Annotated in this window: 28 protein-coding genes; 6 read left to right on the forward strand and 22 right to left on the reverse strand. The window is 39.9% G+C overall.

Going from position 1 to position 26,511, the window contains the following annotated elements:
• Positions 1-22: 22 nt before the first annotated feature.
• The 6 genes from porG to RIC88_RS18680 all read right to left on the reverse strand — a co-directional run bounded on the left by porG (position 23) and on the right by RIC88_RS18680 (position 4,574).
• Positions 23-760: a type IX secretion system protein PorG gene (porG, locus tag RIC88_RS18655; RefSeq protein WP_350219085.1), complete on the reverse strand. Its 738-nt coding sequence runs from the start codon at positions 758-760 to the stop codon at positions 23-25.
• Entirely contained in the window at positions 717-1,805 is a 1,089-nt protein-coding gene (locus RIC88_RS18660; protein WP_350219086.1) for a hypothetical protein, read from the reverse strand. Before RIC88_RS18660 ends, porG begins: the two co-directional genes overlap by 44 nt.
• A gap of 157 nt (positions 1,806-1,962) precedes the next feature.
• Positions 1,963-2,856, reverse strand: coding sequence for an NAD kinase (locus RIC88_RS18665; protein WP_350219087.1), 894 nt, complete (start codon positions 2,854-2,856; stop codon positions 1,963-1,965).
• A gap of 33 nt (positions 2,857-2,889) precedes the next feature.
• Complete coding sequence (locus tag RIC88_RS18670; RefSeq protein WP_350219088.1) at positions 2,890-3,552, reverse strand: CBS domain-containing protein; 663 nt, start codon at positions 3,550-3,552, stop codon at positions 2,890-2,892.
• Between the two features lie 16 nt (positions 3,553-3,568).
• Positions 3,569-4,123: a CvpA family protein gene (locus RIC88_RS18675; RefSeq protein ID WP_350219089.1), complete on the reverse strand. Its 555-nt coding sequence runs from the start codon at positions 4,121-4,123 to the stop codon at positions 3,569-3,571.
• 1 nt (position 4,124) lies between these two features.
• Entirely contained in the window at positions 4,125-4,574 is a 450-nt protein-coding gene (locus tag RIC88_RS18680) for a GatB/YqeY domain-containing protein (protein WP_350219090.1), read from the reverse strand.
• A gap of 52 nt (positions 4,575-4,626) precedes the next feature.
• On the opposite strand from RIC88_RS18680, the gene RIC88_RS18685 reads away from it, so the two are divergent.
• From RIC88_RS18685 to RIC88_RS18700, 4 genes are all read left to right on the forward strand, one after another.
• Positions 4,627-5,343 carry a pyridoxine 5'-phosphate synthase gene (locus tag RIC88_RS18685; RefSeq protein ID WP_350219091.1) on the forward strand — a complete coding sequence of 239 codons (717 nt, stop codon included), beginning with the start codon at positions 4,627-4,629 and terminating at the stop codon, positions 5,341-5,343.
• 39 nt (positions 5,344-5,382) lie between these two features.
• Positions 5,383-6,732, forward strand: a complete 1,350-nt coding sequence (locus RIC88_RS18690; protein ID WP_350219092.1) for a DNA recombination protein RmuC — start codon at positions 5,383-5,385, stop codon at positions 6,730-6,732.
• A gap of 30 nt (positions 6,733-6,762) precedes the next feature.
• Complete coding sequence (locus RIC88_RS18695) at positions 6,763-7,140, forward strand: co-chaperone GroES (protein ID WP_350219093.1); 378 nt, start codon at positions 6,763-6,765, stop codon at positions 7,138-7,140.
• A gap of 75 nt (positions 7,141-7,215) precedes the next feature.
• Positions 7,216-8,052 (forward strand): hypothetical protein, encoded by an 837-nt coding sequence (locus tag RIC88_RS18700; RefSeq protein ID WP_350219094.1) that lies wholly within the window; start codon positions 7,216-7,218, stop codon positions 8,050-8,052.
• Here the strand turns inward: RIC88_RS18700 and RIC88_RS18705 are convergent.
• From RIC88_RS18705 to RIC88_RS18735, 7 genes are all read right to left on the reverse strand, one after another.
• On the reverse strand, positions 8,009-8,542 hold the full coding sequence (locus RIC88_RS18705; RefSeq protein WP_350219095.1) for a hypothetical protein: 534 nt from the start codon (positions 8,540-8,542) through the stop codon (positions 8,009-8,011). The two genes, RIC88_RS18700 and RIC88_RS18705, sit on opposite strands and share 44 nt — an antisense overlap.
• Positions 8,543-8,555: 13 nt before the next feature.
• Positions 8,556-9,524: a porphobilinogen synthase gene (gene hemB, locus RIC88_RS18710; RefSeq protein WP_350219096.1), complete on the reverse strand. Its 969-nt coding sequence runs from the start codon at positions 9,522-9,524 to the stop codon at positions 8,556-8,558.
• Complete coding sequence (locus tag RIC88_RS18715) at positions 9,521-10,555, reverse strand: WD40/YVTN/BNR-like repeat-containing protein (RefSeq protein ID WP_350219097.1); 1,035 nt, start codon at positions 10,553-10,555, stop codon at positions 9,521-9,523. The genes hemB and RIC88_RS18715 overlap by 4 nt, the downstream gene beginning before the upstream one ends.
• Complete coding sequence (locus tag RIC88_RS18720; RefSeq protein WP_350219098.1) at positions 10,552-11,178, reverse strand: hypothetical protein; 627 nt, start codon at positions 11,176-11,178, stop codon at positions 10,552-10,554. The genes RIC88_RS18715 and RIC88_RS18720 overlap by 4 nt, the downstream gene beginning before the upstream one ends.
• A gap of 172 nt (positions 11,179-11,350) precedes the next feature.
• Positions 11,351-14,578, reverse strand: coding sequence for a S41 family peptidase (locus RIC88_RS18725; protein ID WP_350219099.1), 3,228 nt, complete (start codon positions 14,576-14,578; stop codon positions 11,351-11,353).
• A gap of 388 nt (positions 14,579-14,966) precedes the next feature.
• Positions 14,967-15,752 (reverse strand): DUF6090 family protein, encoded by a 786-nt coding sequence (locus tag RIC88_RS18730; protein WP_350219100.1) that lies wholly within the window; start codon positions 15,750-15,752, stop codon positions 14,967-14,969.
• An 8-nt stretch (positions 15,753-15,760) separates the two neighbouring features.
• A complete protein-coding gene (locus tag RIC88_RS18735) occupies positions 15,761-16,510 on the reverse strand; it encodes a DUF6090 family protein (protein ID WP_350219101.1) in 750 nt (249 codons plus the stop codon).
• A gap of 191 nt (positions 16,511-16,701) precedes the next feature.
• On the opposite strand from RIC88_RS18735, the gene RIC88_RS18740 reads away from it, so the two are divergent.
• Together RIC88_RS18740 and RIC88_RS18745 are read left to right on the forward strand one after the other, a co-directional pair.
• The gene (locus RIC88_RS18740) at positions 16,702-17,712 is read left to right on the forward strand and encodes a hypothetical protein (RefSeq protein WP_350219102.1); all 1,011 of its coding nucleotides are present in this window, start codon (positions 16,702-16,704) and stop codon (positions 17,710-17,712) included.
• A gap of 1 nt (position 17,713) precedes the next feature.
• Positions 17,714-19,129: an MBOAT family O-acyltransferase gene (locus tag RIC88_RS18745; RefSeq protein ID WP_350219103.1), complete on the forward strand. Its 1,416-nt coding sequence runs from the start codon at positions 17,714-17,716 to the stop codon at positions 19,127-19,129.
• 195 nt (positions 19,130-19,324) lie between these two features.
• On the opposite strand, the gene RIC88_RS18750 is transcribed toward RIC88_RS18745, so the two are convergent.
• The 9 genes from RIC88_RS18750 to RIC88_RS18790 all read right to left on the reverse strand — a co-directional run bounded on the left by RIC88_RS18750 (position 19,325) and on the right by RIC88_RS18790 (position 26,236).
• On the reverse strand, positions 19,325-20,083 hold the full coding sequence (locus tag RIC88_RS18750) for a DUF6090 family protein (protein ID WP_350219104.1): 759 nt from the start codon (positions 20,081-20,083) through the stop codon (positions 19,325-19,327).
• A 126-nt stretch (positions 20,084-20,209) separates the two neighbouring features.
• The gene (locus tag RIC88_RS18755; RefSeq protein WP_350219105.1) at positions 20,210-20,905 is read right to left on the reverse strand and encodes a DUF6090 family protein; all 696 of its coding nucleotides are present in this window, start codon (positions 20,903-20,905) and stop codon (positions 20,210-20,212) included.
• Positions 20,906-20,940: 35 nt separating this feature from the next.
• Positions 20,941-21,702 carry a DUF6090 family protein gene (locus RIC88_RS18760; RefSeq protein ID WP_350219106.1) on the reverse strand — a complete coding sequence of 254 codons (762 nt, stop codon included), beginning with the start codon at positions 21,700-21,702 and terminating at the stop codon, positions 20,941-20,943.
• Between the two features lie 131 nt (positions 21,703-21,833).
• Positions 21,834-22,562: a hypothetical protein gene (locus tag RIC88_RS18765; RefSeq protein ID WP_350219107.1), complete on the reverse strand. Its 729-nt coding sequence runs from the start codon at positions 22,560-22,562 to the stop codon at positions 21,834-21,836.
• Positions 22,563-22,710: 148 nt separating this feature from the next.
• Positions 22,711-23,430, reverse strand: a complete 720-nt coding sequence (locus RIC88_RS18770; protein ID WP_350219108.1) for a hypothetical protein — start codon at positions 23,428-23,430, stop codon at positions 22,711-22,713.
• A gap of 1 nt (position 23,431) precedes the next feature.
• Complete coding sequence (locus RIC88_RS18775; protein WP_350219109.1) at positions 23,432-24,130, reverse strand: DUF6090 family protein; 699 nt, start codon at positions 24,128-24,130, stop codon at positions 23,432-23,434.
• Complete coding sequence (locus RIC88_RS18780) at positions 24,130-24,861, reverse strand: hypothetical protein (RefSeq protein WP_350219110.1); 732 nt, start codon at positions 24,859-24,861, stop codon at positions 24,130-24,132. The genes RIC88_RS18775 and RIC88_RS18780 overlap by 1 nt, the downstream gene beginning before the upstream one ends.
• A 42-nt stretch (positions 24,862-24,903) precedes the next feature.
• The gene (locus tag RIC88_RS18785; RefSeq protein WP_350219111.1) at positions 24,904-25,605 is read right to left on the reverse strand and encodes a DUF6090 family protein; all 702 of its coding nucleotides are present in this window, start codon (positions 25,603-25,605) and stop codon (positions 24,904-24,906) included.
• 163 nt (positions 25,606-25,768) lie between these two features.
• Positions 25,769-26,236 carry a hypothetical protein gene (locus tag RIC88_RS18790; protein WP_350219112.1) on the reverse strand — a complete coding sequence of 156 codons (468 nt, stop codon included), beginning with the start codon at positions 26,234-26,236 and terminating at the stop codon, positions 25,769-25,771.
• Between the last annotated feature and the right edge of the window lie 275 nt (positions 26,237-26,511).

Below are 26,511 nucleotides of genomic sequence, written 5' to 3' on the forward strand. Positions count from 1 at the left end.
TAAACCAATGATTTAACTTCTATTAACGAGAAAGAATTGATTGATTAGGTCTATAAGGGAAAGGACAAGGAACATTAAACAGGGTTATGCTGAAAGTTATTCCTGTAAAAAAGTACCAATCATCGTCTTTTGGGTTACCATATTGATAATCTTTTATCCTCTGGTCATTGTCTGAGATGCCGTCTAAATAGTCAAAAAAGGTTTTGCGTGCTCCTGCCTCGAGTCCGATGGTATACCTTTTTTGAAAAAGGTATTTAAACCCCACACCCATGGGAAGCACAGGTTGTATTTTTCCGACTCCTTCATTTTCCGGTGCATCACTGAAATTGATAAATCCAATTCCTCCAAAAATGTAAGGTGAGTAGTTTACCTGTGAGTCTTCGTTTTTAAAATCTAAAAAGTGATATTCAAATACGGAAGAAACTTCAATGACTGTCGAGTTAAACGAATGGGCTCTCTCTACAGCAAATGCGTCAATAGGGGTTTCAGAACCTCTTACTTTCCCTACGGTCAAAGCCAGTTTAACTGTAAAGATTTCTGAGAAATTCATACGGTAGAATCCTGTTCCTGCTAAAGATGAAGTGCTGAAGCTATAACCTCTCACTATATCTCCTGAATAATTCATAGTACCTAATCCTCCGCCAAACTCAATAAATTGTGATGTGGCCGTTAGGGAGACTAATATGAATACTGCTGATAAGGATTTTTTCAAAATATCATCTGTATTTCGCTCTTTTGCGCGTGGTTCCTCCCAAGACATAAGAGACTTTTATTTGTGTAATAAAAATCATGTCATTGTTATCTGGGTTACCCCTCTTGGAGCCAGCAATACCTGTACCAACGTTTCCTTCAATGTAGTAATTGTGAAATCCGGAGTTATTTATTATTCGAAGATTGGTTAAATCCCTTGCTTCACCTTTTGAGCTGAATGGAACAGATGCACGATCAGACATTATCCTTGCCAGGTCATCACTTCCAAATTGGTCGAGACTAACGTAATTGGTGCTCACATCATCAATGTAGTCTGTGAACAGGTACCTAAAGCCAAACTCTAGCCCTGCAGTTAGCTCTGTATTTGGTATCCGCATTTGTGCCCCTACTGCGACAGGAATAGCAAATTCAATATTTTTATAAGGCTCAACAATACCTAAATTTTGCCCCTCCGTTCCAAGTGGCTTTAGACTTACCCACTCTCCAGCTTGAGGTGCGGGGGTTGTCGCATTAATTCCTTCACTTTGATAATCGAAATTCGGAACCTTGCCCTTTGGCTGATGGTGGAATACAGCGGCACCTAGTGATAAATAAGCATTGAGAGGGAGTCGCTGATTAGGCCCACCGTAATTTGGAATCAAGAATATTTGCATCGCAACCCGAAATTCCTTTATATCATTCCTGAAACTAAGGTTTCTGGCATATCGTGGAAATCCATCTTCAGAACCAGGATCTGTGGCAAAATCATCCCCAAAAACCCTCACCCAGTTTAAACCTGCAGTCACTGCAATTGAGTGATGGAATTTATAACCACCATATAAGCCAAATCCGGGACGCGTAAACGATACATCGGTACTAGCTGCTTTATTTACTGGTGCAAGATCGCCAAAATAGTTACCAGCGTTTACATTGGCACCAACAAAGATATAGGGTTCAAATCTCCCGTATCCCCGCACTCCACCTTTGTAATGAGAGACTTTTTTGTTGGTCTTTTTTCTTGCCTTGTATTTATTTTTTCGTTGCGCTTCGGCATTATCCGCTAGCCCCAGCATGGCTATAGAAAGGATAATTACTAAAAGACTTTTGAGTTTCATATTTACTCTTTTAAAAACACAAAAATATGCTTTTGATTATTCTTGACGAGAAGAAGGCACTTAAACACTTAATTCTCAACGCATAAAAGTAACTAAAGAATGTACTACTTCATCTTAAAAAAAGACCTTTTCGCCAAAAAAATGGCTTAAATTAACTTTAGTTTCTTTTATCGAACCCCCATCCCAGTTTATTTCTGATAGTATCCGGAAAGTTTATACCCTCAATTCGGATAAGTTTTGCTTGAAATGGAGCCTTCTTTACAACAATATGTACGTCTTTTTCAACGGTCTCAGATCTTGAATCTAGAGAAATAAGGAAGCTTCTGTTTCTGGATTCAATTTCAAATCTTAATTCCGAATCGTCAGATACTATCAATGGGCGAACATTTAGGTTATGAGGACTTACCGGGGTAATGATAAAGTCTTTGGAATCAGGCATCATCAGTGGACCACCACAGCTCAATGAATATCCGGTGGATCCAGTTGGTGTTGCAACCATTAGTCCGTCGGCCCAATAGGTATTTAGATATTGATCATTAATATAGCATTTGACCATGATCATAGCAGAGGTATCTTTCCTTAGGATTGCACATTCATTTAGTGCATAGGTTTTGCCTTTAAATAGCTCCAAATCCGTTTCTAATGAAAGAAGAGCCCGGCTTTCTATTTCATAATTTCCCTTAAAAAGGAGGTAAAGTGATTCTTTGATATACTCTTTCGCGATTGACGCAAGAAAACCCAACCTACCCATATTGATTCCTAGGATTGGTACTTCACTTTTCCCCACCCAAAGAAGTGTTTCCAGAAAAGTACCGTCACCACCCAAGCTAAAGACGGCATCAAAGTCTGGTGTGAGTTCATCCGTAAGCTTTGATGTATCATCAATAAAGATGCTATTTCGACTTTGAAATATTTTAGTATACCAAATTTCTACACCTTCTTTATTCAGTCTGTCAATAATCTGTGTAAGGTATTTTTCGGAATCACTTTTTACGGTTAGGCCATGTAAGGCAACTTTTTTCATTGTCTTGATGTGTGATGTTTTTTCCATTGGATTAATTCGTCCGGGTTTTCAGGACTCATTTCATGGATCAAGAAATTTCATAAGCATGCCAAACCTGTCCTTTTCATCAAATGAATTATCTTCTGTATTAAATGATGACGTGACTTTATATCCACTTTTGGATAAACCAGTGGCAATTTGATTTACATCCTGGTGATTGATCCTTAAAACAATTTCAATCAATGATGGATCATCCAGATCAGGCTTCACATTCGCCCCCAAAACAGTAGAGCCATTCATTTCTACAATTCTGGAAATCTCAGCCAATGAGTAATCATTCAAACTGGTCTGCAGGGTTACAATTGCTCCCTGTGCATTAACTATTGCTGTTTTAGCAAATTCCTTTAAAATATCAGAGATCAATACAACTCCTTTAAATTCTTCATCGGAAAGAATAGCCACCATATCCATATGATGTTGGTTCTGGACTTTTAAAATGTCATAATAATGACTGGTGGCCTGAATGAAGCACGTGTGACCGATCATGGGGTATGCTCCCACCTCAGCGTGCATGATTTCTGAGTCATAGAGAAGTTCTTCAGAAACAAACCCTAACAATTTACTATCATGTACCACGGGCAGTTCTTTGACCCTAAACTCATCCATCCACTGCTTGGCACGGGCAATATCATCACTTGGCTTAAGTGGGGGCACCATGTAGTTTATGAGTTGTTCAGCTATCATCTTCAAAATAAATTTCCTATTTTGATATTAAAAGTGTCATAAAAGTGTCTTTATCCTTTGGTAAAGTATCCAGTGAATCAATTAAATCTTTGATGAACGGAAGAATCTCACCTAACCATCCAAATACCGTTGGACCTATTCCTACAATATAAGGAAAAATGATAGCATCTTTTGCATATCGTTCTGTCAAATCAACTCCAACAGATTCGAAAACCCAAAAAAGAATACTGAATATAAAGGCCCATTTAAATGCGCCTGCAAAAGCACCTATCAGATTGTCCACAGACCCAAAAATGGTCATATCGACCATGCTTTTGAGTGCTTTGGCTCCTGCTTTTATAGCTAAACTTAGCAGCAAAAAAAGTCCGATAAATACGAGAATTGCAGCGATTTCAAAATAACCGGTACCTCCAAAAAGACCGGTTGAAACGGGAATGGTAAGCTCCAAAGCCAGAAACAAGCCAATGAAAAAGGCCAAAAATGAGAGTGTTTCCACAATGAAACCCCTCGCATAGCCTTTTACAGCACCCACACCTAACAGGACCAAGAGGATAATATCAAGTGTACTCAATTTAGCTTAAGAGTTTTTTAGCTAACGTAGAAATTAGTTTTCCGTCTGCCTTTCCTGTAAGTTTTTTGGTAGCTGCCCCCATCACTTTGCCCATATCCTGAGGTCCGCTCGCTCCAACTTCTTCAATTACTTTTTTCACCTCCACTTCGACTTCTTCTTCAGATAGTTGTTTAGGCAAAAAACTCTCAATAACTGCTAACTCAGATTTTTCAGTTGCTGCCAAATCATCTCTTCCCTGCTGCTCGAATATTTCGATGGAATCTTTGCGCTGCTTAGCAGCCTTGGTCAATAGTTTCATTTCAGTATCTTCTGAAAGCTTGTCACCTCCGCCTTTTTCGGTTTCAGCCAAGAGGATTTGTGATTTTATAGCTCGCAATGCGCGAAGACGATCTTTGTCTTTAGCAAGCATAGCTGTTTTTATTTCCGATTCAATTGTGGTTTTTAAACTCATGGTAACATTGTTTTAGAATGAACAACTTTGCGAAGAAAAACATTCTTAAGCTATGACCCAACTAAGTGTTAACATCAACAAGTTTGCTACGCTCAGAAATGCGAGAGGAGGAGATAATCCAAATGTGGTTCAGATAGCGAAAGATTGTGAGCGATTTGGAGCTCAGGGCATCACCGTTCATCCACGCCCTGACGAGCGCCATATCACTAGGCAGGATGTCTATGATCTTAAGGATGTGGTGACCACCGAGTTCAATATTGAAGGTTATCCGGATGATCGGTTTATGAAAATCATTGAGGAAGTAAGACCTGCTCAGGCCACTCTCGTTCCTGATCCACCAAATGTATTGACCTCAAATGCCGGATGGGATACCATTAAGAATGAGAAAATGCTCACTGAGATTATTTTCCAACTCCAAAGCTGGGGAGTAAGAACTTCAATTTTTATTGAGCCGGAAAATAGGTTGATGGATGGAGCTAAAAAATGTGGAACTGACAGAGTAGAGCTATATACGGAGATGTATGCATCTGCCTATCATAAGGATAAAGCCAAAGCTATTGAAGCTTATAAAACTTCATCGAAGCATGCACATCACATTGGTCTGGAGCTCAATGCCGGGCATGATCTGGACCTAAAAAATTTAAAATATTTAAAGCAGCAAATTCCTTATCTTGAGGAAGTATCCATCGGTCACGCACTGGTTTGTGATGCGCTTTATTTTGGACTGGAAAATACGATTCAAATGTATTTAAGAGAACTTGATGTTTGATTTTGCTAAACATTTTAGTAAAATGATTATTTTTGATTAATGGAATTATCAAGCTTAATGTTTTTGGTTGTGGGTTTGGCCCTGGGAGTGCCTATGGGCTGGTTGCTATTTCGGGTAAGAAGCAGCTCGAATGTTCCTGAGAATGGAGAATTAAAGATTCAATTGAAGCTTGAAATGGAGCGTTCAAAAAAACTTGCTGAGGAACTACAGCAAATGAACAATGAACTGCGAAGTGAGCGGGAGGAAGTGATCCATTTGAACAATCAAAACTCAACCTTGAAGGCTAACTATCAAAACCTTCAAACACGTCTGGAAGAGCAAAAAGGCGAGTTGGGGCAACTGCAGGAAAAATTCACCACTGAGTTTAAAAACCTGGCAAACGAAATTTTTGAAGAGAAGAGCAAGAAATTTACCGATCAGAATAAGACTAATCTGCATGAATTATTGAGTCCGCTGGGTCAAAAACTGACTGAATTTGAGAAGAAGGTGGAGCAAACCAATAAAGAGAGCCTGGAAAGAAGCACAGCATTGCGAGAGCAAATCATCGGTTTACGTGAGCTTAATGATCGGATGACCAAAGAAGCTGAGAATCTTACGAAGGCGTTGAAAGGTGATGTGAAGATGCAAGGTAACTGGGGTGAGGTTATTCTTGAAAGAATCCTGGAGAAATCCGGGCTTGAAAAAGATAGAGAATACATCGTTCAGGAGACTCTTCATTCGGAAGCTGGTAGAAGGTTACGACCTGATGTCATCATCAAACTCCCTGACAACAAGAATCTGGTGATAGATGCTAAAATGTCATTGGTAGCCTACGAAAAATACATGAATGAGGAAGATGAGCTCATGAAAGAGCAGCATCTAAAAGATCATATCCTCTCAGTAAAAGCACATGTAAAAGGACTGGCTGAAAAGAACTATCATCAGTTATTCGATGGCGGATCTTTGGATTACGTCCTTATGTTCGTACCAATTGAATCCGCTTTTTCATTAGTGGTTCAACATGGAGGAGAATTGTATAATGATGCGCATGAAAAGAGCATCATCATAGTAAGTCCTGCCACTTTAATAGCAACACTTCGAACAGTTTCCAGTATTTGGAAACATGAGTATCAAAATAAAAATGCACTGGAGATTGCCCGTCAAGGAGGAGCACTTTATGACAAATTCAAGGCTTTTGTAGATGATCTGATCGAAGTTGGGAAATCACTGGATAAGTCAAAACAGCAATATGGGCAGGCCATGAACAAGCTTGTTGAAGGTAAAGACAACCTCATCCGTAAAACGGAGCGTCTAAAAGAGCTTGGCTCGAAGACTTCTAGATCGATGGATGAAAAATTGCTTCACAGAGCTGGGGCAAAAGACGAGGACGATAGTCCTGAGCTGTTTTAATATTTAATTTTACCTCTTAAATTTTTTGAGATGGAATTGACCTCAGATAACAAGCTGAAAAATATCATTATTGTTGGTGACCGGGTGCTCATTAAGCCAATGAAGGAAACTCAGAAAACGGCAAGCGGAATTTATTTACCTCCGGGTGTACAAGAAAAAGAAAGAGTACAGAGTGGCTACATTGTGAAGGCAGGCCCGGGATATCCGATTCCTCATTCTGTAGAGGAGGAAGACTGGAAGCCTGAAGATGAAAAAGTTAAATACATTCCGCTACAGGCAAAGGAAGGAGATTTGGCCATTTTCTTGCAGAAAGGTGCTTTTGAAGTACAATACAATAAGGAAAAATACTTTATTGTCCCTCAGTCATCCATTTTAATGCTTGAACGAGAGGAAGACCTATTTGATTAATTGCTTTTTTTTCAATTTTCTTAAGATAATATTTTGTTAATCTGTACTTTTAAAGAAGATTAACTGAATGAGAAGATGCGAGTTTTTGTTAGCCTTCTAATTCTATCGACCTATCTATACCTACCAGCACAGAACACCAGCGACTTACCCTTCCAGGTTTTGGTGGCCAAAGATGCGACTGTATATGGCTCTCCTGTAGAACCGCTTCAGATGGTAGATGATGTAACCTCGATAGAGGTAAAACAAGGTGGTTTTTTGAGCTTGGTTCATAAGGGAGGCACCACTTATGAGCACACCGAAAAGATATTTACATTTTACCTGAAGCCGCAGGCGCTGAAGGAAAGAAATGATCGGCCAAGATTGGAGCTTTTGTATATGGATTCTACGGTGTTGGATCCTACCAAAGTAATTACAGTGCTCTACCCTTCTTTTGACAGGTCTGGATATTTGGTATGGAATGAAAATGAGCCGTTTGATTTGTATTGGCATTTACATGATGAACCAGTATTGAATTATGTGTTAACCGTAAATGATAATTCCGGACCAAAGATTCAGGATTTTCGAACGAAGCTTCACAACTATACTTTGAAGCCTACAACTTACGGATTAAAAGATGGGGCTTTTAACTTTAAGATCAGTAGTACCTTTGCAGGAGAGACGATTGAATCAAAAACGTATACCGTTCAATTAAAACCAGGACCTGTTTATGAAAAGAAGGCGTCTGATTTAATACTTAAAGCACTTGAGCTAGAACTAAGTCCGGATTTAGCACTTCCAGTATGGCAGGAAGCACTGGGCAAGCCGAACGGCAAGTTTTTTAAGCCCCTTTTTGAAAAATTTCTGATTAGAAACACAGATATACTGACAGCTACCGGGCAAAATGTGCAGCAGCTTCTTTCGGAAGCAAGATAGATTCAGCTATAAGAACAAGTTGAGTTTTCCACTCTTTGGGTATTTCATCAAGAAAATAAATGTCAATTGAATTTTGGCCTATAGAATCTGCTTGTTCAAGAGTTGCAACAATATATTCTGTCTTTAGCCTATACATTGCTCCAGTTGCAGGATCAATGATTAAAAGCCCTATTCCTCCTCCGAAAATTATATTGCCAAAATACCATGCGTCAAGCCCAAATTTCACAGGAAATGTTTGGCTTTCATATCCTTCCTTTCTAAAGGTAACTTCATATTGAGCTTTCTTAAAGAAAGTTTGACCAGCCTTCAATAGAACATATGTTGGAGTTGTTCCATTATAAATTAAGTCTCCTTTTCTGTTAACTATAGTTACTTCACATTTATTTGGTTGGCTTGTTAGACTAATTGGATATTTGGATTTGCTCACAATGCTTGCACATCCAGACATTAAAAATAATAGGAGTATCTGAAAGAATTTTGACTTGAACATATTGGTAATGAGGTTATTTATTTAAAGATTTGGCTGCTTCTTTCGCAAAATAAGTGAGGATCATATCCGCTCCAGAACGCTTAATAGAAAGTAGCGATTCCATCATCACTTTATCTGCATCCAGCCACCCTTTTTCACCGGCCGCTTTAATCATTGCATACTCACCAGAAACATTGTAGGCTGCAATTGGAATATTAAAGTTTGCTTTTAATCGCTGGATGATATCCAAATAAGCAAGTGCCGGCTTCACCATCAACACATCTGCTCCTTCATTGAAATCTAGTTCAGCTTCGAGTATGGCTTCATTGCTATTAGCCGGATTCATCTGGTAAGTCTTTTTGTCTCCAAACTTTGGAGCAGAGTCCAGTGCATCTCTGAACGGACCATAGAATGCTGAAGCATATTTGGCGGTATAGCTCATGATACCCGTATCAGTATACCCTTGTTCATCCAACACGTTTCTTAAGTACCCCACACGAAAATCCATCATGTCAGAAGGCCCGATCATATCGATACCCGTATCCGCCTGAGCCAGAGCCATTTGTCCTAAAATATCTAGTGTCTCATCATTTAGAATCTTGCCATCTTCCACAATTCCATCATGTCCGTCACTGCTGTATGGATCCATTGCCACATCAGTGATAATTAGTGCCTCAGGAAATTCTCTTTTGATTTTGGTGAGTGTTTTTAGGTAGAAGAAATCGGGATCGTAACCGCGGGTTGCCGTCTTGTCTTTATACTTTTCATCAACAACTGGAAAGACATCAAATCCTTTGATACCCATCTTAAGACATGCTTCGATTTCCTTTAGCATCAAATCTTCTGATAGCCTAAAAATTCCAGGCATAGACTGCACCTCGGACTTCTTTTTATTCCCTTCTAAAAGAAAAAGTGGAAAGATGAAATCATTGGTCGTCAGGGTTGTCTCCTGAGCCAAATCTCGGATCGCTGCAGTAGCTCTGTTTCTTCTTGGTCGCCTCATGGCTGCAAAGATATTCGCAAAATCTTGCCATTGGTACCCGAAGCAAAACCGAAATCCTCTTTCATACTTAATGCCCAATAGTTGAGCGTATCTAAAGTCATCCAGGTTTGTCCCATATCGGATGTATAGTCAAGTCCTTTGGGTCCACATGCAAAAGCAAATGTCTGACCATCGACTTGTGTGATTGCGCTTCCGTAAAATGCACCAACTGTTTGTGGTTGTCCGGAAAGATTCCAGGTGGTCCCTCCATCTGAAGAAAAGGCACAATTATCGGTGTAATCATCGGTAATCATTAGATCACCACCCGTAACAACCCCCAGGTCGCCAACAAAAGATACCGATGTGTTTCCGGCGGCATCTCCTGAAACTAAAGGAGAATCTACTTCCTTCCATGATTGTCCATAATCTTCTGTGATTAGGAATCTACAATTGCCCCCGGCACCTGTTGCGATCCAGGCTTTTCCATTCTCCCCTGTGGTGACACACGTGCCACTTGCAGCAAAACCACCTTCGTCTTTTCCTGCTTCGGGCATGTTCGTAGAGTCTGCACGATTCCAACTTTTTCCTCCATTATCGGTAAGCAGAATGTATGGATAATTGTCGATGGCATCTCCATAAGCAATGCCTCGTTGATCATCCCAGAAATCGATACAATCAAGGAAGCCAAGAGAGTCCTGCATCACAAAGTTTTCTTCCCATTGATCAGGTGTTGTGAATGTGAAAATTTTGGAAAGTGGCCCTGATCCAGCGGTCATTAAAACAGCCTTTTCATTATTGAACCCATGTATATCTCTAAATTGAAGCGAATCACCTGTTGGATGATTAAACAACTCCCAGCTTTCTCCCCCATCTTTTGTGAGGACAAACGTTGCATCATGTCCACTGATCCAGGTGGTGTTTTCATCAACTATGCTAATGGCCTGTAAGAGTGATTCGGTGGGGCTATTAAGTGGTTTGATTGATGGCTCAAGCTGCCTGGTTGAACAATGAGTCAATAATAAAAGGGAGGTTAGGGCGGTAAAATATTTCATGCGAATTCAGGTTGATTTTGAATAGTTTTCCGGATAGCGCTGATCCACTTTTCAAATAGTCTTTGCTCTAAAGATTCTACAAATACTGCATGCTGTTTCCAATTGCCAAAAAACTTATCCATTTGCTGGATCATTTCCTCCAGGTGACCTTGTTCTTCCACTACGATCATGCGAACGCTGATTTTGCTTCCATTTGCTTTGAGCACTTCTTCATAAACCGGATACAGATCGTCGGCTCTAACTTCAATAGCGTATGTAACTAAAAGATAGGCCGCATACTTTAGCTCATTACCGGTAAAGCCCAATTCGTTCTTTAAATATCTACTGATCGCTGCATCCAGGGCGTGCAGATACTGAAAGCTTTGGATGGGGGCAAGGAGCTCATGAGATAGATAGGTTTTGCATCCTTCATATCCGGTCTTCTTGATTTGACTCTTCAAATAATAAGCATGTCGGGCTTCTTCTGCCGCATGCTTCAGCACAATTTCATCCACAAGGTGCTGATGCTCGGAAGCAGAAATTTTCCTTGCTCCAGTATTCTCCATCATGGAGAGGGAGTTCAGCCATTTCGCATGCAGTTCAGGTGAGGATACGATTTGGTTGATGAGTTCTTTTAAGTCCATGTAGCTTTTTTTGAATTGAGATTTCAAAGCTAGTGAGAGATGTTAATTCGATGGAAGCTTGCTACAAAAAATAGATTGTAAGGGGTCCGAGAGATGAAGTGCATTAGTTAAAAAACTTGAGATAATGAGAAGTATATGTAAAAAAGCTCCTTTCGGAGCTTTTGACTGTCTTTCAATCTTTATTCCACCCTTCTGGACGTTTCCATCTGACTGGTGCAGGTGGCTCAGGTTTCAAATGGAATTCCTCAGTTTCTAATAATTTCAGTGCTTCCTGAACGGCACGCTCCAGTTGTGGATCTTTTCCTTCCATTACCATTTTAGGAGTTTGAATGACCTCAATATCTGGAGCAACCCCTTCTCCTTCAACAGCCCAGTTTCCATTTTTATTATAGAATCCTCCACGTGGTGCAACCATTCGACCTCCATCAATAAATCGAGGAGTATCCCAGGTTCCAACCAATCCTCCCCAGGTTAACGTACCTACAAGTGGGCCAAGCTTCTTTTCCCTAAACATATAAGGAAGCAAATCACCTCCTGATCCAGCTCGCTCATTGATGATCATCACTTTTGGCCCCCAAATGCCCGCCATAGGAGTAGTCCAAGGGCGATTATCGTTTGCTTTACTATTAAAATAGCCAAAAGGTTCTCTTGCCATTACATCAATCATGTAATCTGCTGCAGAGCCTCCACCATTGTTACGTTCGTCAAGAATAACACCTTTCTTATCTTGTTGGGAGAAATAGTATCTATTGAAATTTGTAAAACCACCATTTCCAGTGTTGGGCAGGTAGACATAAGCGAGTTTACCGTCCGACATTTGGCTCACTTTTTTTCGGTTATTTTCTATCCAATCTATAGTTCTTAGCTGGTATTCATCGCGGATTGGTTTAACAAAGATATCTGTTCCTCCTGAGGCTGGCTGAGAGTTGATGGTTAAGCAAGTCGTTCGCTCAGCTGTTTGTTCCAATAATTGGTAGATGTTATCAGACGCGGTTAACTTCTGACCATTGATTGCCGTAATATAATCACCTTCCTTTACGGTTAATCCAGGGATACTTAATGGACCATTTATTCCTGGATTCCATCTTTCACCAGTGTAGATTTTACTGATTCGATAGAAATCGTTTTCGAGGTTAAAATCGCATCCAAGAAGACCAACAGGCACTCTGTCAATATCGGGCATATCACCACCTGAAACATAACTATGGCCTACTGCAACTTCACCACTTAGTATATCAACCATGTAATTGAGGTCAGTTCTGTGACGTACATCTTTGATCCATGGTGAATACCAACTGTAAACCTGATCCCATGGAGCACCATGCACATTGTCTACATACAAGAAGTCTCTCATATATCGCCAGCCTTCTCGAAAAATTTGCTGATACTCAGCTAAGGGTTCAATCTTAACTTGTGCGTTGGTATTGATCTTATCGTCACTAGAAGGTTTTTCTTCAGTATCTGAAATAGCCCAAGTACTCCCAGAACGGTGCAATATATACTCTCCATTAGAAGAACTTACAGCATGATTGATATTATCGGCGTACTCTGAAGCTTCCATTTTTTCTAAATCAAATTTGTGGATTTTAAGACCTGTTTCATTTGGAATAGCCTCAGTTATCAGTACGGAGTTTTGTTTGCCAGCCAAAAGAGCCGTGTAGTTTCGGCTTGGCATATCCAAAGCAATGATTCTATTGGATAACTCTTTTTTTGTGATCATCACACTTAAATCATCGTTTTTATCTTCTTTTTTGGAATCATCCTTTTTTGAATCTTCCTCATCGCTTTTTGGAAGTGTTGGTGAAGGGGTGTCTTCTGAGAGTATCAAGCAGTACAAACTTCTTGTTACTTGTGGATCATATGAGCTCATATCCAGCCACCCGGAGTTTAATCCATAGTTTGTGCTGGCTAGAAAGTAGAGATACTTTCCATTCTGATCCCAAACAGGCGAAATCGCATCAGCCATACCATCTGTCAGCTGCATTTTTTCGCCAGTCTCAATATTATGAGCAAAAACAGCTTTGAAGTGACTCTCCAATTGTTTTGCATATGTAATCCACTTGCTGTCAGGAGACCATACAGGATTCATAGCACGGTTAGGGTGCGCATATCTGTCGGTATCGATTTTAGATACTTTACCCGTTGAAAGTTCAATAGACCAGATGTTATAATCTGTGTCTGTGTAGGCAATATGTTTTCCATTTGGTGACCAGTCAGGTTGAAAATAGAAAGTTGGATTTTCCAGCGGAAAAGATTTCGGATCACCGCCGTATTGGTTCATGACCATTAATTGATATTCTCCACTTGCATCAGAAAACCAAGCCACCTGATCTCCTTTTGGAGACCAGGTAGGAAACCTATCTGCCACTCCAGGTGTATTGGAGATGTTTCGCCAGCTACCTTCTTCTTTTGGGAAAGTAAATATCTCACCTCGGTATTCGAAGATAGCCCGTTTTCCATTTGGTGATAAATTGGGGTTGCTTAGATTCTCTCCGGTCACCTCCTGCCATCTGGCACGAGCGAAATTCATATCACCAGAAACGTTGATGATTAATTGCTCTGAAATTCCCGATTTTGGGTTGAGTAAGTGAAGGTATCCACCCATTTCGTAGATAATTGCATCATTTGATGCATCCAGTGACTTAATGTCGAATTTTTTATGAAAAGTTATCTGCTTCTCTTCTTTTGAAACCGGATCGAAGGACCAGATATTGCTCAGAAAATCCCTTTCTGAGAGGTAGTAGATTTTACCGTCAAACCAGACAGGATCTAGATGCCGCTCATTGTCTGTTCTGGGCGTGCGAATAAGATCTTTAGTTTTCATATCAACAATCCAGATAGGTTGAGCTTGGCCGCCACGGTAGTTTCTCCATTCAGGATCCCAATAGGTGATAGGCTCATAAGCAACGAAACCTCCATCTGGGGAAAGTTCACCACTCGCTATTCTCGGAATCTCAAATTGCACTGGTAAGCCTCCATCCATTCCAACCTGATACCACTGGTTTAAACGGGTAGGATGTGCATTTCTATTGGATCTAAAAATTACTTTTCCGTCAGGTGTCCACCCTTGTACAATATCTGGGCTCGGATGATAGCTTAGTCTTTTTGGGGTACCACCCTCTGCTGGTATCACATACACATCTGTATTACCATCATATTGAGCTGAAAAAGCAATCCATTTTTCATCAGCTGAAAAATGCGGCATGGATTCATATCCTTCATTAGTTGTCATCCGAATAGCGTCTCCTCCATCACGCTTGACCTTCCATAGATCATTTGCGTAAACAAAGACAATATCACTGGAGGAAATAGTTGGTTGCCTGAGTAACTGAGTCCCCTGAGCTAGTATTGAAGTTGAAATGAGGGACCCTAATAGGAATAAAGTAAGATTTTTTTGCATGGTTAGGATATTTGATTGCCCTTTAAGATAGTCATTTCTAAGCGACTCGTCAATGAAGATTTGATGGAAGGAAGCTATTAATTCACTTAAATTCATTCTCATATAAGCATTAGATCAAATAATCTACCTCAATTATACAGTCATGGCTGAACTTAGTCTGATTCAGTTCATCAGTTCAACTCAATTGCGGCTTTAGCGCGTTGAGATAGTAATCTCGCTTCTACAAAGATTCCCGGTGCAATCCAGTTATTTAGACATCCCAATTACAACAAGCGCAATTTTCACCTACAGCATATTGTAGATAGGTAGTAATTTTATTTCCTGCCTTGGTTAGGCAGGTCATCATAAATTTTCGGTGAACTTTTCGAAGAAAGAGGAGCATAGGCGGTTAGTTTTGACATTTCAATTTAAGAGATTCCTCCATTGTGGAAATATCTGTACTCAGATTTTTATAGAGCATCTTTACCCGGGCTCCTGATCCAATAAAATAGACCGCATCGCTAATCAGTTCATCCCGGTACGATTGATCTGCTCTCACAAGTTTGACTAACTGATTTTTGTCAACCAAAGAAGAATCAATAGCCCCATCCACAAATGAGATCAATGGCCAACCGATTTTGGAATAACTCTCTGTATCATAAAAAAGCCGGACGGCCTGATCAGAGTTGATATCCACCACGTCCACTATTCCTTCAATATTTGAATAATAGGCCAATAGTTTTTCCTTGATTTCCTCATCCAACAATCCAATATTTCCACTTGATTTGATGTCATCAAAAGCAGATACACTTGGTTTGAACGTGAATGTCACAAGGGAAACAGAAGCAAGCATTTCGTTTGCGATTTCTCGCGGGTCCAATGCCTCTTTCTGTAGTAATCCCAAGAGTTTATTGCTGTGGTAAATACGTGTATCTGTTTCGTGAATAAGTCTTTCTAGCTGGTGTTGGTCCTGTCTCACATCTTCCAAAAGCTTACAGTAGTAGACATTTTTCTTATTCTGCAGTTTTCGGTTTTCATTGAGGTTATTCAGTTGTATTGCAATGAAAATCCCAATGACAACAAGAAATATCTCCCCAATAGCGTACAAGAGATAAGTGGTAAACTTGTTCCCTGCCTTGACGGCAGGCAGGTTCTGCATAAGCTTTCGTCGGATTTTGCGTAGGAGGAAGAGCATAGGCCAATTTATTCGAGCTGTGATTTAATAATTTCAAGGATACTTATGATCCGATCTCTCATGATTTCCGATTGCACATTGGCTACCGAGTGGAACGAAGCACATTCGGCTATGTGGTCTTCAAAATCCGGGTGATTCAGGATGTCCATTATTGATTCGGTGGACTTATCCTTGGCGATGGCCACACGAAGTGATGCATTCTTATCAATCAGATGTAGGTCAAACTGACCAGTTTCAAAATAGCTGTTGAGCAGAATTCTGAAAGAAGTTTCCTTGATCAAATAAGGAAAATAGCGCGTCTCTCTTATTTGTTTCCAGGCATCCTCCTCTTCTTTAACCTGAATGATTTCACTGGTCCATAGGCTAAGCATGGTCTTCAGGGTATCATTGGTCAAAAGCTGTAGTCGTCCGGCGCTTATCAGGTCGTTGACAATGGGATCAAACGTGGGAGCGGTGATCGTCTGCCCCAGAAAAAGCAGGGTGCTATCTGCATTTCGTTTTTCCGGATGATCCACATAATCCAGTAATCGCAAAACTCCGCTAATCGCATTGCTTCTTATCTGCATCTTCTCCTCTAGCTGAGCAAGATTGCTTTCAAATTCTGATTGCAATTGAATGAGCAACACTTCCTCTGCCTTTCTGTCTTTCCTGTCGTTGTTCCAGTTATTGATGCTTACCGCAATCAGAATCCCAATTACGACCAGCACAATTTCTCCGATGGCATACAATAGGTAGGTAGTGACTTTGTTTTTACTCATAAGCTTTCGGCGGATTTTGCGTAGGAGGAAGAGCATTGAAAAAATTGGGTAATTGGGTGAAAAAATGCATAAGATAGTCCTTCTTCGAAAGAATAGAAACAGGTCGTATTGTATGATTTCGCTTCGGTTGAAAATAGTTTTTCTTACTATCAGTGAATTACTTATCTTGTTCTAACTAACTAACCGCCATTGTGAATTCACTGCTTAACCGCTATGCATTTTTCATAGCCCTTTTCATAGCCGCAATGTTACTCCTGCCATACGAATGGTATTGGAAAAATATAGAGCATTACGCGAAAAGTCACAATCTAGAAAGTTTGGATCATTGGGCCGATCAAAGAACTAGTGTGTCTTCTTTGTCTGAGGAAGATGTGATCATACTTGGGTCATCTCGTGCTCATTTTGACATCAACATTCATTTGTGGGATTCGCTTGCCGGTAGAAGACCTTTGCAACTTGCCTATCCAGGAAGTTCACCTTACCACCCCATTGAGGATATTGTAAATAACACTGATTTTAATGGACTTCTGGTTATTGGGGTTGCACCCGGTTTATTTTTCACCACAGAAGATAGCTGGGGAGCTAGCAGGGGTAAAGCGTTTGTTGATCATTTTCATAAAAGAACCTATGCCCAGATATTTAATCAACAGATTTTTTATTTTATCGACCCTCATTTTTCATATATAGACGAGAATCTATCATATCGATATCTCATCGATCGCTTGCCATTCAAAAATCGAGATTCAATACGTCATCCTGACATCTGGCCGCCTATGGTCAGCATGGATAAGTACCGTAATATCAGAATGACGCATCGAATGGAAACAGATACCCTATTGCAAAGAAGACAGAAGGATATCTGGTTTAATCCAGACCCGCAAAATCGCGTGGAGGAAAAGCTGGATGAAGTAATGGATCACTACATTGGGCTTCTTAAAAAATTTAAGGAGAGAGGTGGAAAAGTCGCATTTATCAGAGCCCCTGTTGCAGGTTATTACCTTGAAATCGAGCCGAAGTTATTTCCAAGAAAAGATTACTGGGATAGACTCATTGAGGAGTGTAAATGTGTTGGATATCATTTTCAGGATCATCCAGTCACCAATAAGATGGAACCTCCCGAATGGTCTCATCTTAGCAGAAAGCAGTCCGATATCTATACAAAATTATTGGTTGAATTTTTACAGCAGGATGGCCTGATCTAATATGCTATTTAACTCCCTTGGATTTTTAGTCTTCTTTGCTATTGTTCTGGCACTCTATTATCTGGCGCCACTTTCATGGAAAGGCAAAAAAGTTATGTTGCTGCTTGCAAGCTATCTTTTTTATGGGCTCTGGAATCCACCCCTAATTGCGCTGCTGTGGATATCTACCATTATAGACTGGACAGCAGGTAATATGCTGATGAAAGTTGAGACCAAAGCTAAACGAAGGTTTTGGCTCATTCTCAGCATCTGTGTAAACCTGGGATTCCTATGTTTTTTCAAGTATGGTAATTTTCTGCTTGAAAACTTTCAATATGTTGTGGGTCTTTTCGGCATGGACTATACACCTCCAAAGTGGGATATCTTATTACCTATGGGGATATCATTCTATACCTTCCAGACTATGTCCTATACAATCGATTTGTATAATAGAAAGATTAAGCCGGCCAGAACATTTTTAGATTTTGCCCTTTACGTTACTTTTTTCCCACAGTTGGTGGCTGGACCAATCGTTCGATCTAATGATCTGGTTCCTCAATTTTATGAAGCTAAGAGAGCAACTGAAAAGATGTTTTTTCTTGGTCTGTTGCTATTAACCATTGGTTTGTTCGAAAAGACTGTTTTTGCGGATTCTATTTTTAGTCCTGTAGCAGATGAAGTATTTGGATCAAGCGATAAATTGATGGCACTGGATGCGTGGACTGGTGTATTGGCATTTTCCGGGCAGATATTTTTTGATTTTGCAGGGTACTCACTTTGTGCGATTGGGATCGCCATGATGCTCGGATTTCATTTACCTGACAATTTTAGATACCCGTATGGAAGTATAGGGTTTTCGGACCTTTGGCAAAGGTGGCATATTTCACTTTCCAGCTGGCTGAGAGACTATCTCTACGTCCCATTAGGAGGTAACAAGATAGGTGTAAAGCGCACCTATGTAAATCTGATGCTTACCATGCTCCTTGGAGGTTTATGGCATGGTGCTTCCTGGACATTTGTGCTATGGGGCTTTCTTCATGGGTTTTACTTAATTGTTGAGCGATTGCTTAGAGGTAGAATTAAAATAAACGGAACAAATACACTATTGAACGTTTTTTTGGCATTTCTTACGTTTACCTGTGTCAATATTACCTGGGTGTTTTTCAGGGCACGATCATTTGAGGAGGCCTGGAACCTGCTGAAATCGATGTTTTTCATTCAAGGATCAAAATCAATACTTATTACCAATCATTTAGTGCTGGTTTTAGGACTTATGAGTATCGTTTTTGTAACTCAGTTTGCTATGCGAAAGCAATCACTGGTTGGTGTAATTGAAAAAATGCCTAAATCAATGCTAATTCTTTTGTGGGCTTTAATGCTCTTCGGTTTAATGACTGTTCAGACCTCCGGCCAGCAATTTATCTACTTCCAATTTTAGCATAATGTGCAAAACCAGGATAGATAAAAAGTGATTACTAAAACTTCTGATCTGAATAAACTATTTCGACATTTTCTTTAAGAATCTTTAAGGAGTCGTTACTCTTTTTGAGCATCGCTATAACCCTGATTCCAGCGGTGAGTTTGATTTCTGCATAAGCTTTCGACGGATTTTTCGTAGGAGGAAGAGCATCAGTTAATCCTGGTTTAATTCATTTTCGATTTGAATGATTAGCTCATTGGATTTTTGCTTAAGTATATTTAGTAAGCTCAAAGCATCCGTATCTGCCCAATACCCGACCGCAGCATTGTTGATATATTGAAGTTTATTTTTTCTCAGCTCATCTGCTAATTGACTTTTAGTTTTTGTTGGAAAAAGGTGGGCGGTGATGGGGACATATTTCATGCCGTAGGTTTCGTTGATAAAGGCCATATCCAAAGCCAATGCCCAGTCAGAGTTGATGTTCATACGTTTCTGAACCTCCAGTACTTCAGCATAATGATGGATAATATGATCACGTAACTTGACATTCGAGATCACTTTAAGATTACCTGTATTTGAAAGATCATCGAAAGTGGAGCGGGACGAGCTGAATAAAGGGACAATACTTCCGTAGTTCATATATTCCTGTACGGCATAAAGAATTACCGAATCGCTGGCTGATTTGTCATTTAGTGCCGCACAGAATGTATCGATGGACTGCATTGCTACATTTAAATCCTCAATCAGTCTGGAGAAATTACCAATGTCCTGCTTGTTTTCAGCAATCAATCTTTTTAGGTAGCCTTCTTCCTCCGCCATTACTTTTCGCTGGTCGTTCCAACCGTCAATCTGTACCGCAATCAATATCCCAATCACCACCAATAGAATCTCACCAATGGCATAAAATAGATAGCTGGTAACTTTATTTTGAGCTAAGAGTTTACGACGGATTTTTCGGAGGAGGAAGAGCATGTTCCGATTTGTTGATTAGGCGATTGGTAGATTTATTGGATTGAAGATAATGAATTCTAACTCACCCCTGAATTTCTTCAGAAATTCCTTCCCCTCTCTAATATTAGAGAGGGGTTAGAGCATGTGTCAGTCAATACAGGTTTTCAATTCCAAACAACCAATTCGATCACGAATGCGCTCGTAATGATCTTTGAACTCGTCAATGCCTATAGCAAACTTGTGATTGGCATTACTCCAAAATTGCAGGCTTGCGATAGCTTCTGGATCTTCTCTCATACGATGGTAATCCAAGGTCAGAAACTCGTCACTGTCTCTGGTCTCTCGATCAATCAGATAGGGTCGAAAGACGCTTACATCCTCTACGGACATGCTTCTCCAGTATTCAAGTGCCTGAGCCGCAATGATCTGCATGCTAGCTGCTTCATCTAGCATTTCTCTCAGCTTTACATCATTTATAATGCTCATTGCTCCAGAAGATACCAACTCAGTGTAGGCCGAATTTTTTAGCATCCATCCTCCTATAAAATAGGGTGCGAAAGGGATCTCCAGTTCTTCATCTTGAGGGAAACCTTCAGACAACAGATATGCAATAGAATCTAATTTTTTTGAATGCTCTTGATATTCCTCAATTTGGGCATCCAAGGCCTCTACATTCCATTGAGATTCTTCTTTTATTCGAGACATGAAGACCTGCTCTTTTTCCATGTTGATTCTCCTTTGATTCCAATTATTGATACTCACTGCAATCAAGATTCCAATCACCACAAGAAAAATCTCTCCTATGGCATAGAGCAGGTAGGTAGTGACTTTATTTTTTTCCATAAGCTTTCGGCGGATTTGGCGGAGCAGGAAGAGCATTATCTTATTTCAATTTCACGATTAATCAATGATATAACCTCCTCTGATTTTAACTGAATCTCTTGGTATCTTTCTATGAACTTCATGGACATTGCTTTGATGATACCAACACCGTTTCGGTAAGCAGTACTCTGCATCAAATTATGAAAATCATCTGTAGTTAACCCGGCTTCCTCGACCGTCATATCCCCATCATAGATAGGCCTTAACAGATCTAAATTTACTTCCTGAAGCATCGGCTTTGAGATGTATTCTCTATAATCAAACGTTTCATGTGCTACACTACCATCATTTTCATTGTACAAATTCTGAAGCTCCAGAAGAAGTACCTTTGTTGAATCATTCGATATGATGTTCAGGTTTCCTGAGCTAGACAATTCCATAAAAGTGGTGTTCACAGGCACAAATTGCCACTCAAAAATCATTACCCGTACGCTTTTGCTCAAGTCAGACAAGTCAGCTTCTTTTTCTTTTCGCATTTGCTGCAGAATGACTTCACAAGCTTTCAATTTTTCCTTTCTGAAATCCACGACTGATCTGAGCAATTTAATGTCTTTTTCAAGATCTAGTTTAATGTTTTTTAGGTACTTCAATTCTAATTCCCTGCCCTTAATTCGTTCATTTAAATTGTTGATGCTAACCGCGATCAAAATTCCAATGACAACAAGAAAGATCTCTCCAATGGCATAGAGCAGGTAACTGGTTACCTTATTTTTTTTTGAGAGTAGTTTTCGGCGGATTTTGCGGAGGAGGAAGAGCATGTTACGATTTGATGATTAGGCGATTGGTGGATTTAATCGATTGAAGATAATGAATGAAACCTGTCATTCCGAACGAAGTGAGGAATCTTTACATCCATACCCTTAACTTCTTCTTCTGTTTTTAGTGGGTATTAAAATCGATGCTGTTCAAGTTGTTCCAGCATTTGGTTGATCGACGCTATGCCCTCCTTATACAGGCTTTTTTGTGTGTCAGACTGATATTGACGTGCGATGATTAATGTCTCAAGTGTCCGGTCTGAAAGTAAGGATTTTGTGTCGATTTCAGGGGCGGGTCTGGGGTCATCTTTGTATTGCTCACTGGAAAAGCTGAAGGTATTGGATTGGCTCCATAAGTAGGCGTATTTATCAAAAATCAAGGGCTCATATTTATCGCGTATGAAGTTGTTGGAAATATTTTCTCTGGCGATGATTTTCTCCGTCAGTGAGTAATATTCTCGGATTTTTTGCTGCAATTCATTTTCAAAAAGTGTGAGACCGCCGGAATTATCAAGGGCATTAAATCCCGTTTTGTTGGGAGAAAAATTGTACTCAAGTATGAGTGAGACGATGTAGTTGCTTGTGTTCGAATCAATCGGTTCCAGTGTTTTAAACTGGCGAAACAGACGGATGCAGGAGTTAATGTTAGCATCCATTTGGTCATTCAACTCTTTTAGATCAACCAGGTCCGCTTTCATGTCCTGAATCAGGACTTGTTTGTGTACTTCGGCCGTATTTTCAAGCTTTCTATTTTCATTCCAGGTGTTAAGCATAAAAGCGCCGAGAATACCTATGGTGATTACCAGAATCTCAAGGATGTATTCCGGCCATTTTTGGGAGAGGGTTTGAACTATTCTTTTCATTTTATTGGCGGTGAGCCTGCCAGCTGCAGGCAGGGATGCGTTTCATTGTAAAATTATTTTTGTCAGTCTGAGCTTGTCGAAGACGACATTGGACAATTCGTCACCCTTCGATCCTTCGAGGGTCTCTGATGACTCTGGGATATTCTTTTCATCGATCAATCCGGTTTAGTTCTTGATTCAATGCATGGATCATTGATTTTACAGAATTATTAAGATTTGTATAGAAGAATTCTATATATGAGTTTGTGCGATTGCGCTGTGTTTTAATAAAGTACAGGTATTTTGTGTCTTTTTTCAGGGCTTCAAAATCTATGGGAATCATCTCTCCCTGAAATGAATCTCCCTGAAAGTTCCAACTGGATTCGAATCGGTCGGGAATTAGATGCCTCAAGTTATAGTGGATGTGTTCCAGTTCTTCTGTTTCGCCCTGAATGAAGAACTCGTACTGGGAATCATAGAGGTTAATTAATTGAGACCTCACTGAATCATTACTAATGATATCCAGGCCCTTTGACTTCAACGTTTCGAAGGTACTTGTAGAATGAACAAAATGCATCGGGAGGAGTGTGTAGTTAAAATAGGAAGCCAAGGAGTCATGATAGGGAAGATTCTGTTCAAAAGCGGTTAGTATAATATCAAGCGATCTTAGGCTTTGATTCAATTCGCTCATGTTGAATTGAATTTCCAAAAGGTCTTTCGTTAATTCCGCTTTACAACCCTTCAGAATTTCCAGTTCTTCCTTTTTTCGGGCGTTTTTATCTCCCCAATTATTCAAAGCAAAAGCACCCCAAATACTAATAGTAATCACTAAAATTTCGAGTGTATATTCCGGCCATTTTTGGGCGAGGGTGGTAAAGATTCTTTTCATCTTATTTCGAATTGATATTGATTTTAGCGGACAGGAGATCCCGGGTCTCAATTGTCTTCTGAAGAATTAAATTATGCAAGGAGATGATTGAATTCATGTCTGCAGCCAAAGTGGTTATCACATTCTTGAACTCATCATTACCTTTCAGTAATTCAAAATCATTGGGAATTTTTTCAAGGGGTGTTACTCCTCCTCTTAGGTGTTTGAAATAAATTCTGCTCGACTCAATGTACATCGCATTTTGATGTTCTCCGGCAGCTTTGAAATGGCCGTAGTACTGGTCGTATAACTCAATAACCTTATTCCTAACCTCCAGGTCTGAAATTACATTGAAACCCATCGACTTAATAGATTCGTAGGCCAAGCGCTGTGGATCAAAGCTTGCTGATCGATTCGAATATCCAAAATATACCTTCAAACTGTCGTGGTATACAGACTCTTCTGAATCCAGAATTTCTATTAAAACATTTAGTCTTGCATAGATCGTGGAATCAAAAGCAATGACTCGTTTCATCTGATCTACATTTTCACCTAAATCGTGATGCATTGCGACGAGGAGCTCATGCTCGGTTTTTCTTGCCTTTGAAGCTTCATTCCAGTTGTTCAAGGCAAAAGCCCCAAGAATACCTATGGTAATCACCAGAATTTCAAGGAGATACTCGGGCCATTTTTGGGAGAGGGTGGTAAATATGCGTTTCATTAGTTTCTTTTTTCTAGGATTTCCAGCGACTCTTTAATGTTTCTGATAGCCAACCCCATCAGGTAGTCTCGGGTTACAGCCAATCGCTGGCGTTCTTGAATTTTATATTTTAAGGCCCCATCTTTTTGGGCTAGTTCAAAAAAATCCTGGTACATAGCTACACTCCAATCCGTCGAGTCTACGGGGTTGTCAAGAAAAACGGCCTGGTACTGGTAAGATATATGCCTATTGATCTCATGACTCAGGTCGTATTCTTGTTCGATGATCTGGTCTATGCGCGGAGGGAAATAATTGTATATCCTCGAAAGGTTAACTAACAGTTTCTTATTCTTTATTAAACCTAAAGAACCTTCATTGATCATGGAACGATAGATGTCATCCTTCAAATCGAAAAACTGCGAATAGGTGAACATATATATGGAAAGAGAAACAAAGTTGTTTTTCTTGTATGCTTCTGCACTATCGTAGGTTAGCCGATTCCAATTATCCAATAATTGCCTATAGAATTCGATATGCTCTTGATTCATATTCAAATTAAGTTCGGCGAATCTTTCGGCCTCCTTCAGTTCTTCATAGAGGAACTCGGTAAGCTTTTGGGTCTTAATCTCCTCTTTTCGGGATTCATTCCAGTTGTTCAAAGCAAAAGCACCTAAAATACCAATGGTAATCACCAGGATTTCCAGGAGGTATTCGGGCCATTTTTGAGAGAGGGTATTTTTTATTCTTTTCATATTATCAGTGGTGAGCCTGCCTGCCGCAGGCAGGGATGCGTTTCATTGGTCAATTTCTTGTATCAATAATTCTTCAAGGTGTTTCAACGACCGATTCATGGCCTTAAAATATGAAAGTTCATGTCTTCTGTTACCTTGGTTTGTTTTTAGAAAGTGCACAACTTCAGGTGTTCGTTTTAACTGTTCAAAATCTCTTGGAATCAAACGACTCCCCTCCTCTGATATCTCCTCGGAGGATTCAAAATGTTCAATTAAAAAAGGTACGACATGTTCATTGTGAAAAGCATGCTGCCTATTCTCAAAAGTAGCCAGTAGCTCCACCTGTATTTCGTACACAAATGTTAGTTTCTCCTGCAATTCTGGATTATTCAGGTTATGCAATCCATAGGTTTTGGTGTTCTCATAGGCATTGCGAAAAAGAATCACTTTTAACCATCCAAAAGCATTGGCAAGACGGTAGGTTGTAGAGTCATCCATTCGCTTGTCTTTTTCAATCATTTCCAATAAAAAACCTACATCATTGATTCTATTTTCAGTTTGATTAATGATCCAATTGGTATGTGAGACACCTGTTTGTATAGAGGTTTTAAGTTCAGTCAGAAGTCCAATTTTGTATTCATTTTCCTTACGCGTTTCATTCCAATTATTCAAGGCAAAAGCTCCAAGAATACCGATGGTAATCACCAATATCTCGAGGAGGTATTCTGGCCATTTTTCTTTTAGGGTGGTGAATATGCGTTTCATGGGCAGTGCGTCATTCCGGTTTTCGAAGTTTTACGAAGAAATATCGGAATCTCACTTTTGGTTAGTGATCTAATTTAATGAGATTCCTGAATTCCACTACGCTCCATCAGGAATGACATTACTTTGGATGGCCATTTTTGGGAGAGGGTGGTTAGTATTCTTTTCATTTCATGTCTAACTCATTCCTTAGTGCAGTAAGGAGATTCTTTAGGTAAAACATATAACTATTTTGGTATAAGTGCGCCAATTCCTTATTCACTCCTTTTGAATTTCTAAGGTGGACTGATGTCTCAGGATCCGACCGAAATCCCTCCCAGTCTATATGATAACCGGATAAAGAATCTGCCGAAACCCAATCGCTTCTTACCTTCCAATATTCAGTCATTATGGAAGCATCAAAATATTGATTTTTATGCTCATTGTATTTGGCCTTTATTTCCCGACTTTCATAAAAAAGGAAGTTTTTTAACCCTTCAAGTCTTCCACAGTAAGCACTCATACTATTTTTGAGAGAATCACTTTGGATAATCCCTAGCTGCCCGGAAGAAACCACTTCATCGTAAGTAGGTGAGTTACTTTCGAACCATAAGAATCTACCATTGAAGAAAACGCAGCTGATTACAGAGTCCATATTTGGTGTTGGGTTATCCAAATTATCAAGTAGGTATTCGGCTCGAGCTGCGTGCCCGTCGTTTAACTGAATCTTCCTGACCAGATCCAAACTGTCGTTTAATATTTCATTATAAAGTCGATTAAGAATATTCGCCTCTCTTGATCTGTCTTTTCTGTTTTCATTTCAATTATTCAAGGCAAAAGCACCAAGAATACCAATGGTGATAACCAGGATTTCGAGGAGGTATTCCGGCCATTTCTGAGCGAGGGTGGTTAGGATGCGTTTCATCAGGA

It is taken from the genome of Ekhidna sp., from assembly GCF_040220215.1.
GTDB lineage: Bacteria > Bacteroidota > Bacteroidia > Cytophagales > Cyclobacteriaceae > Ekhidna.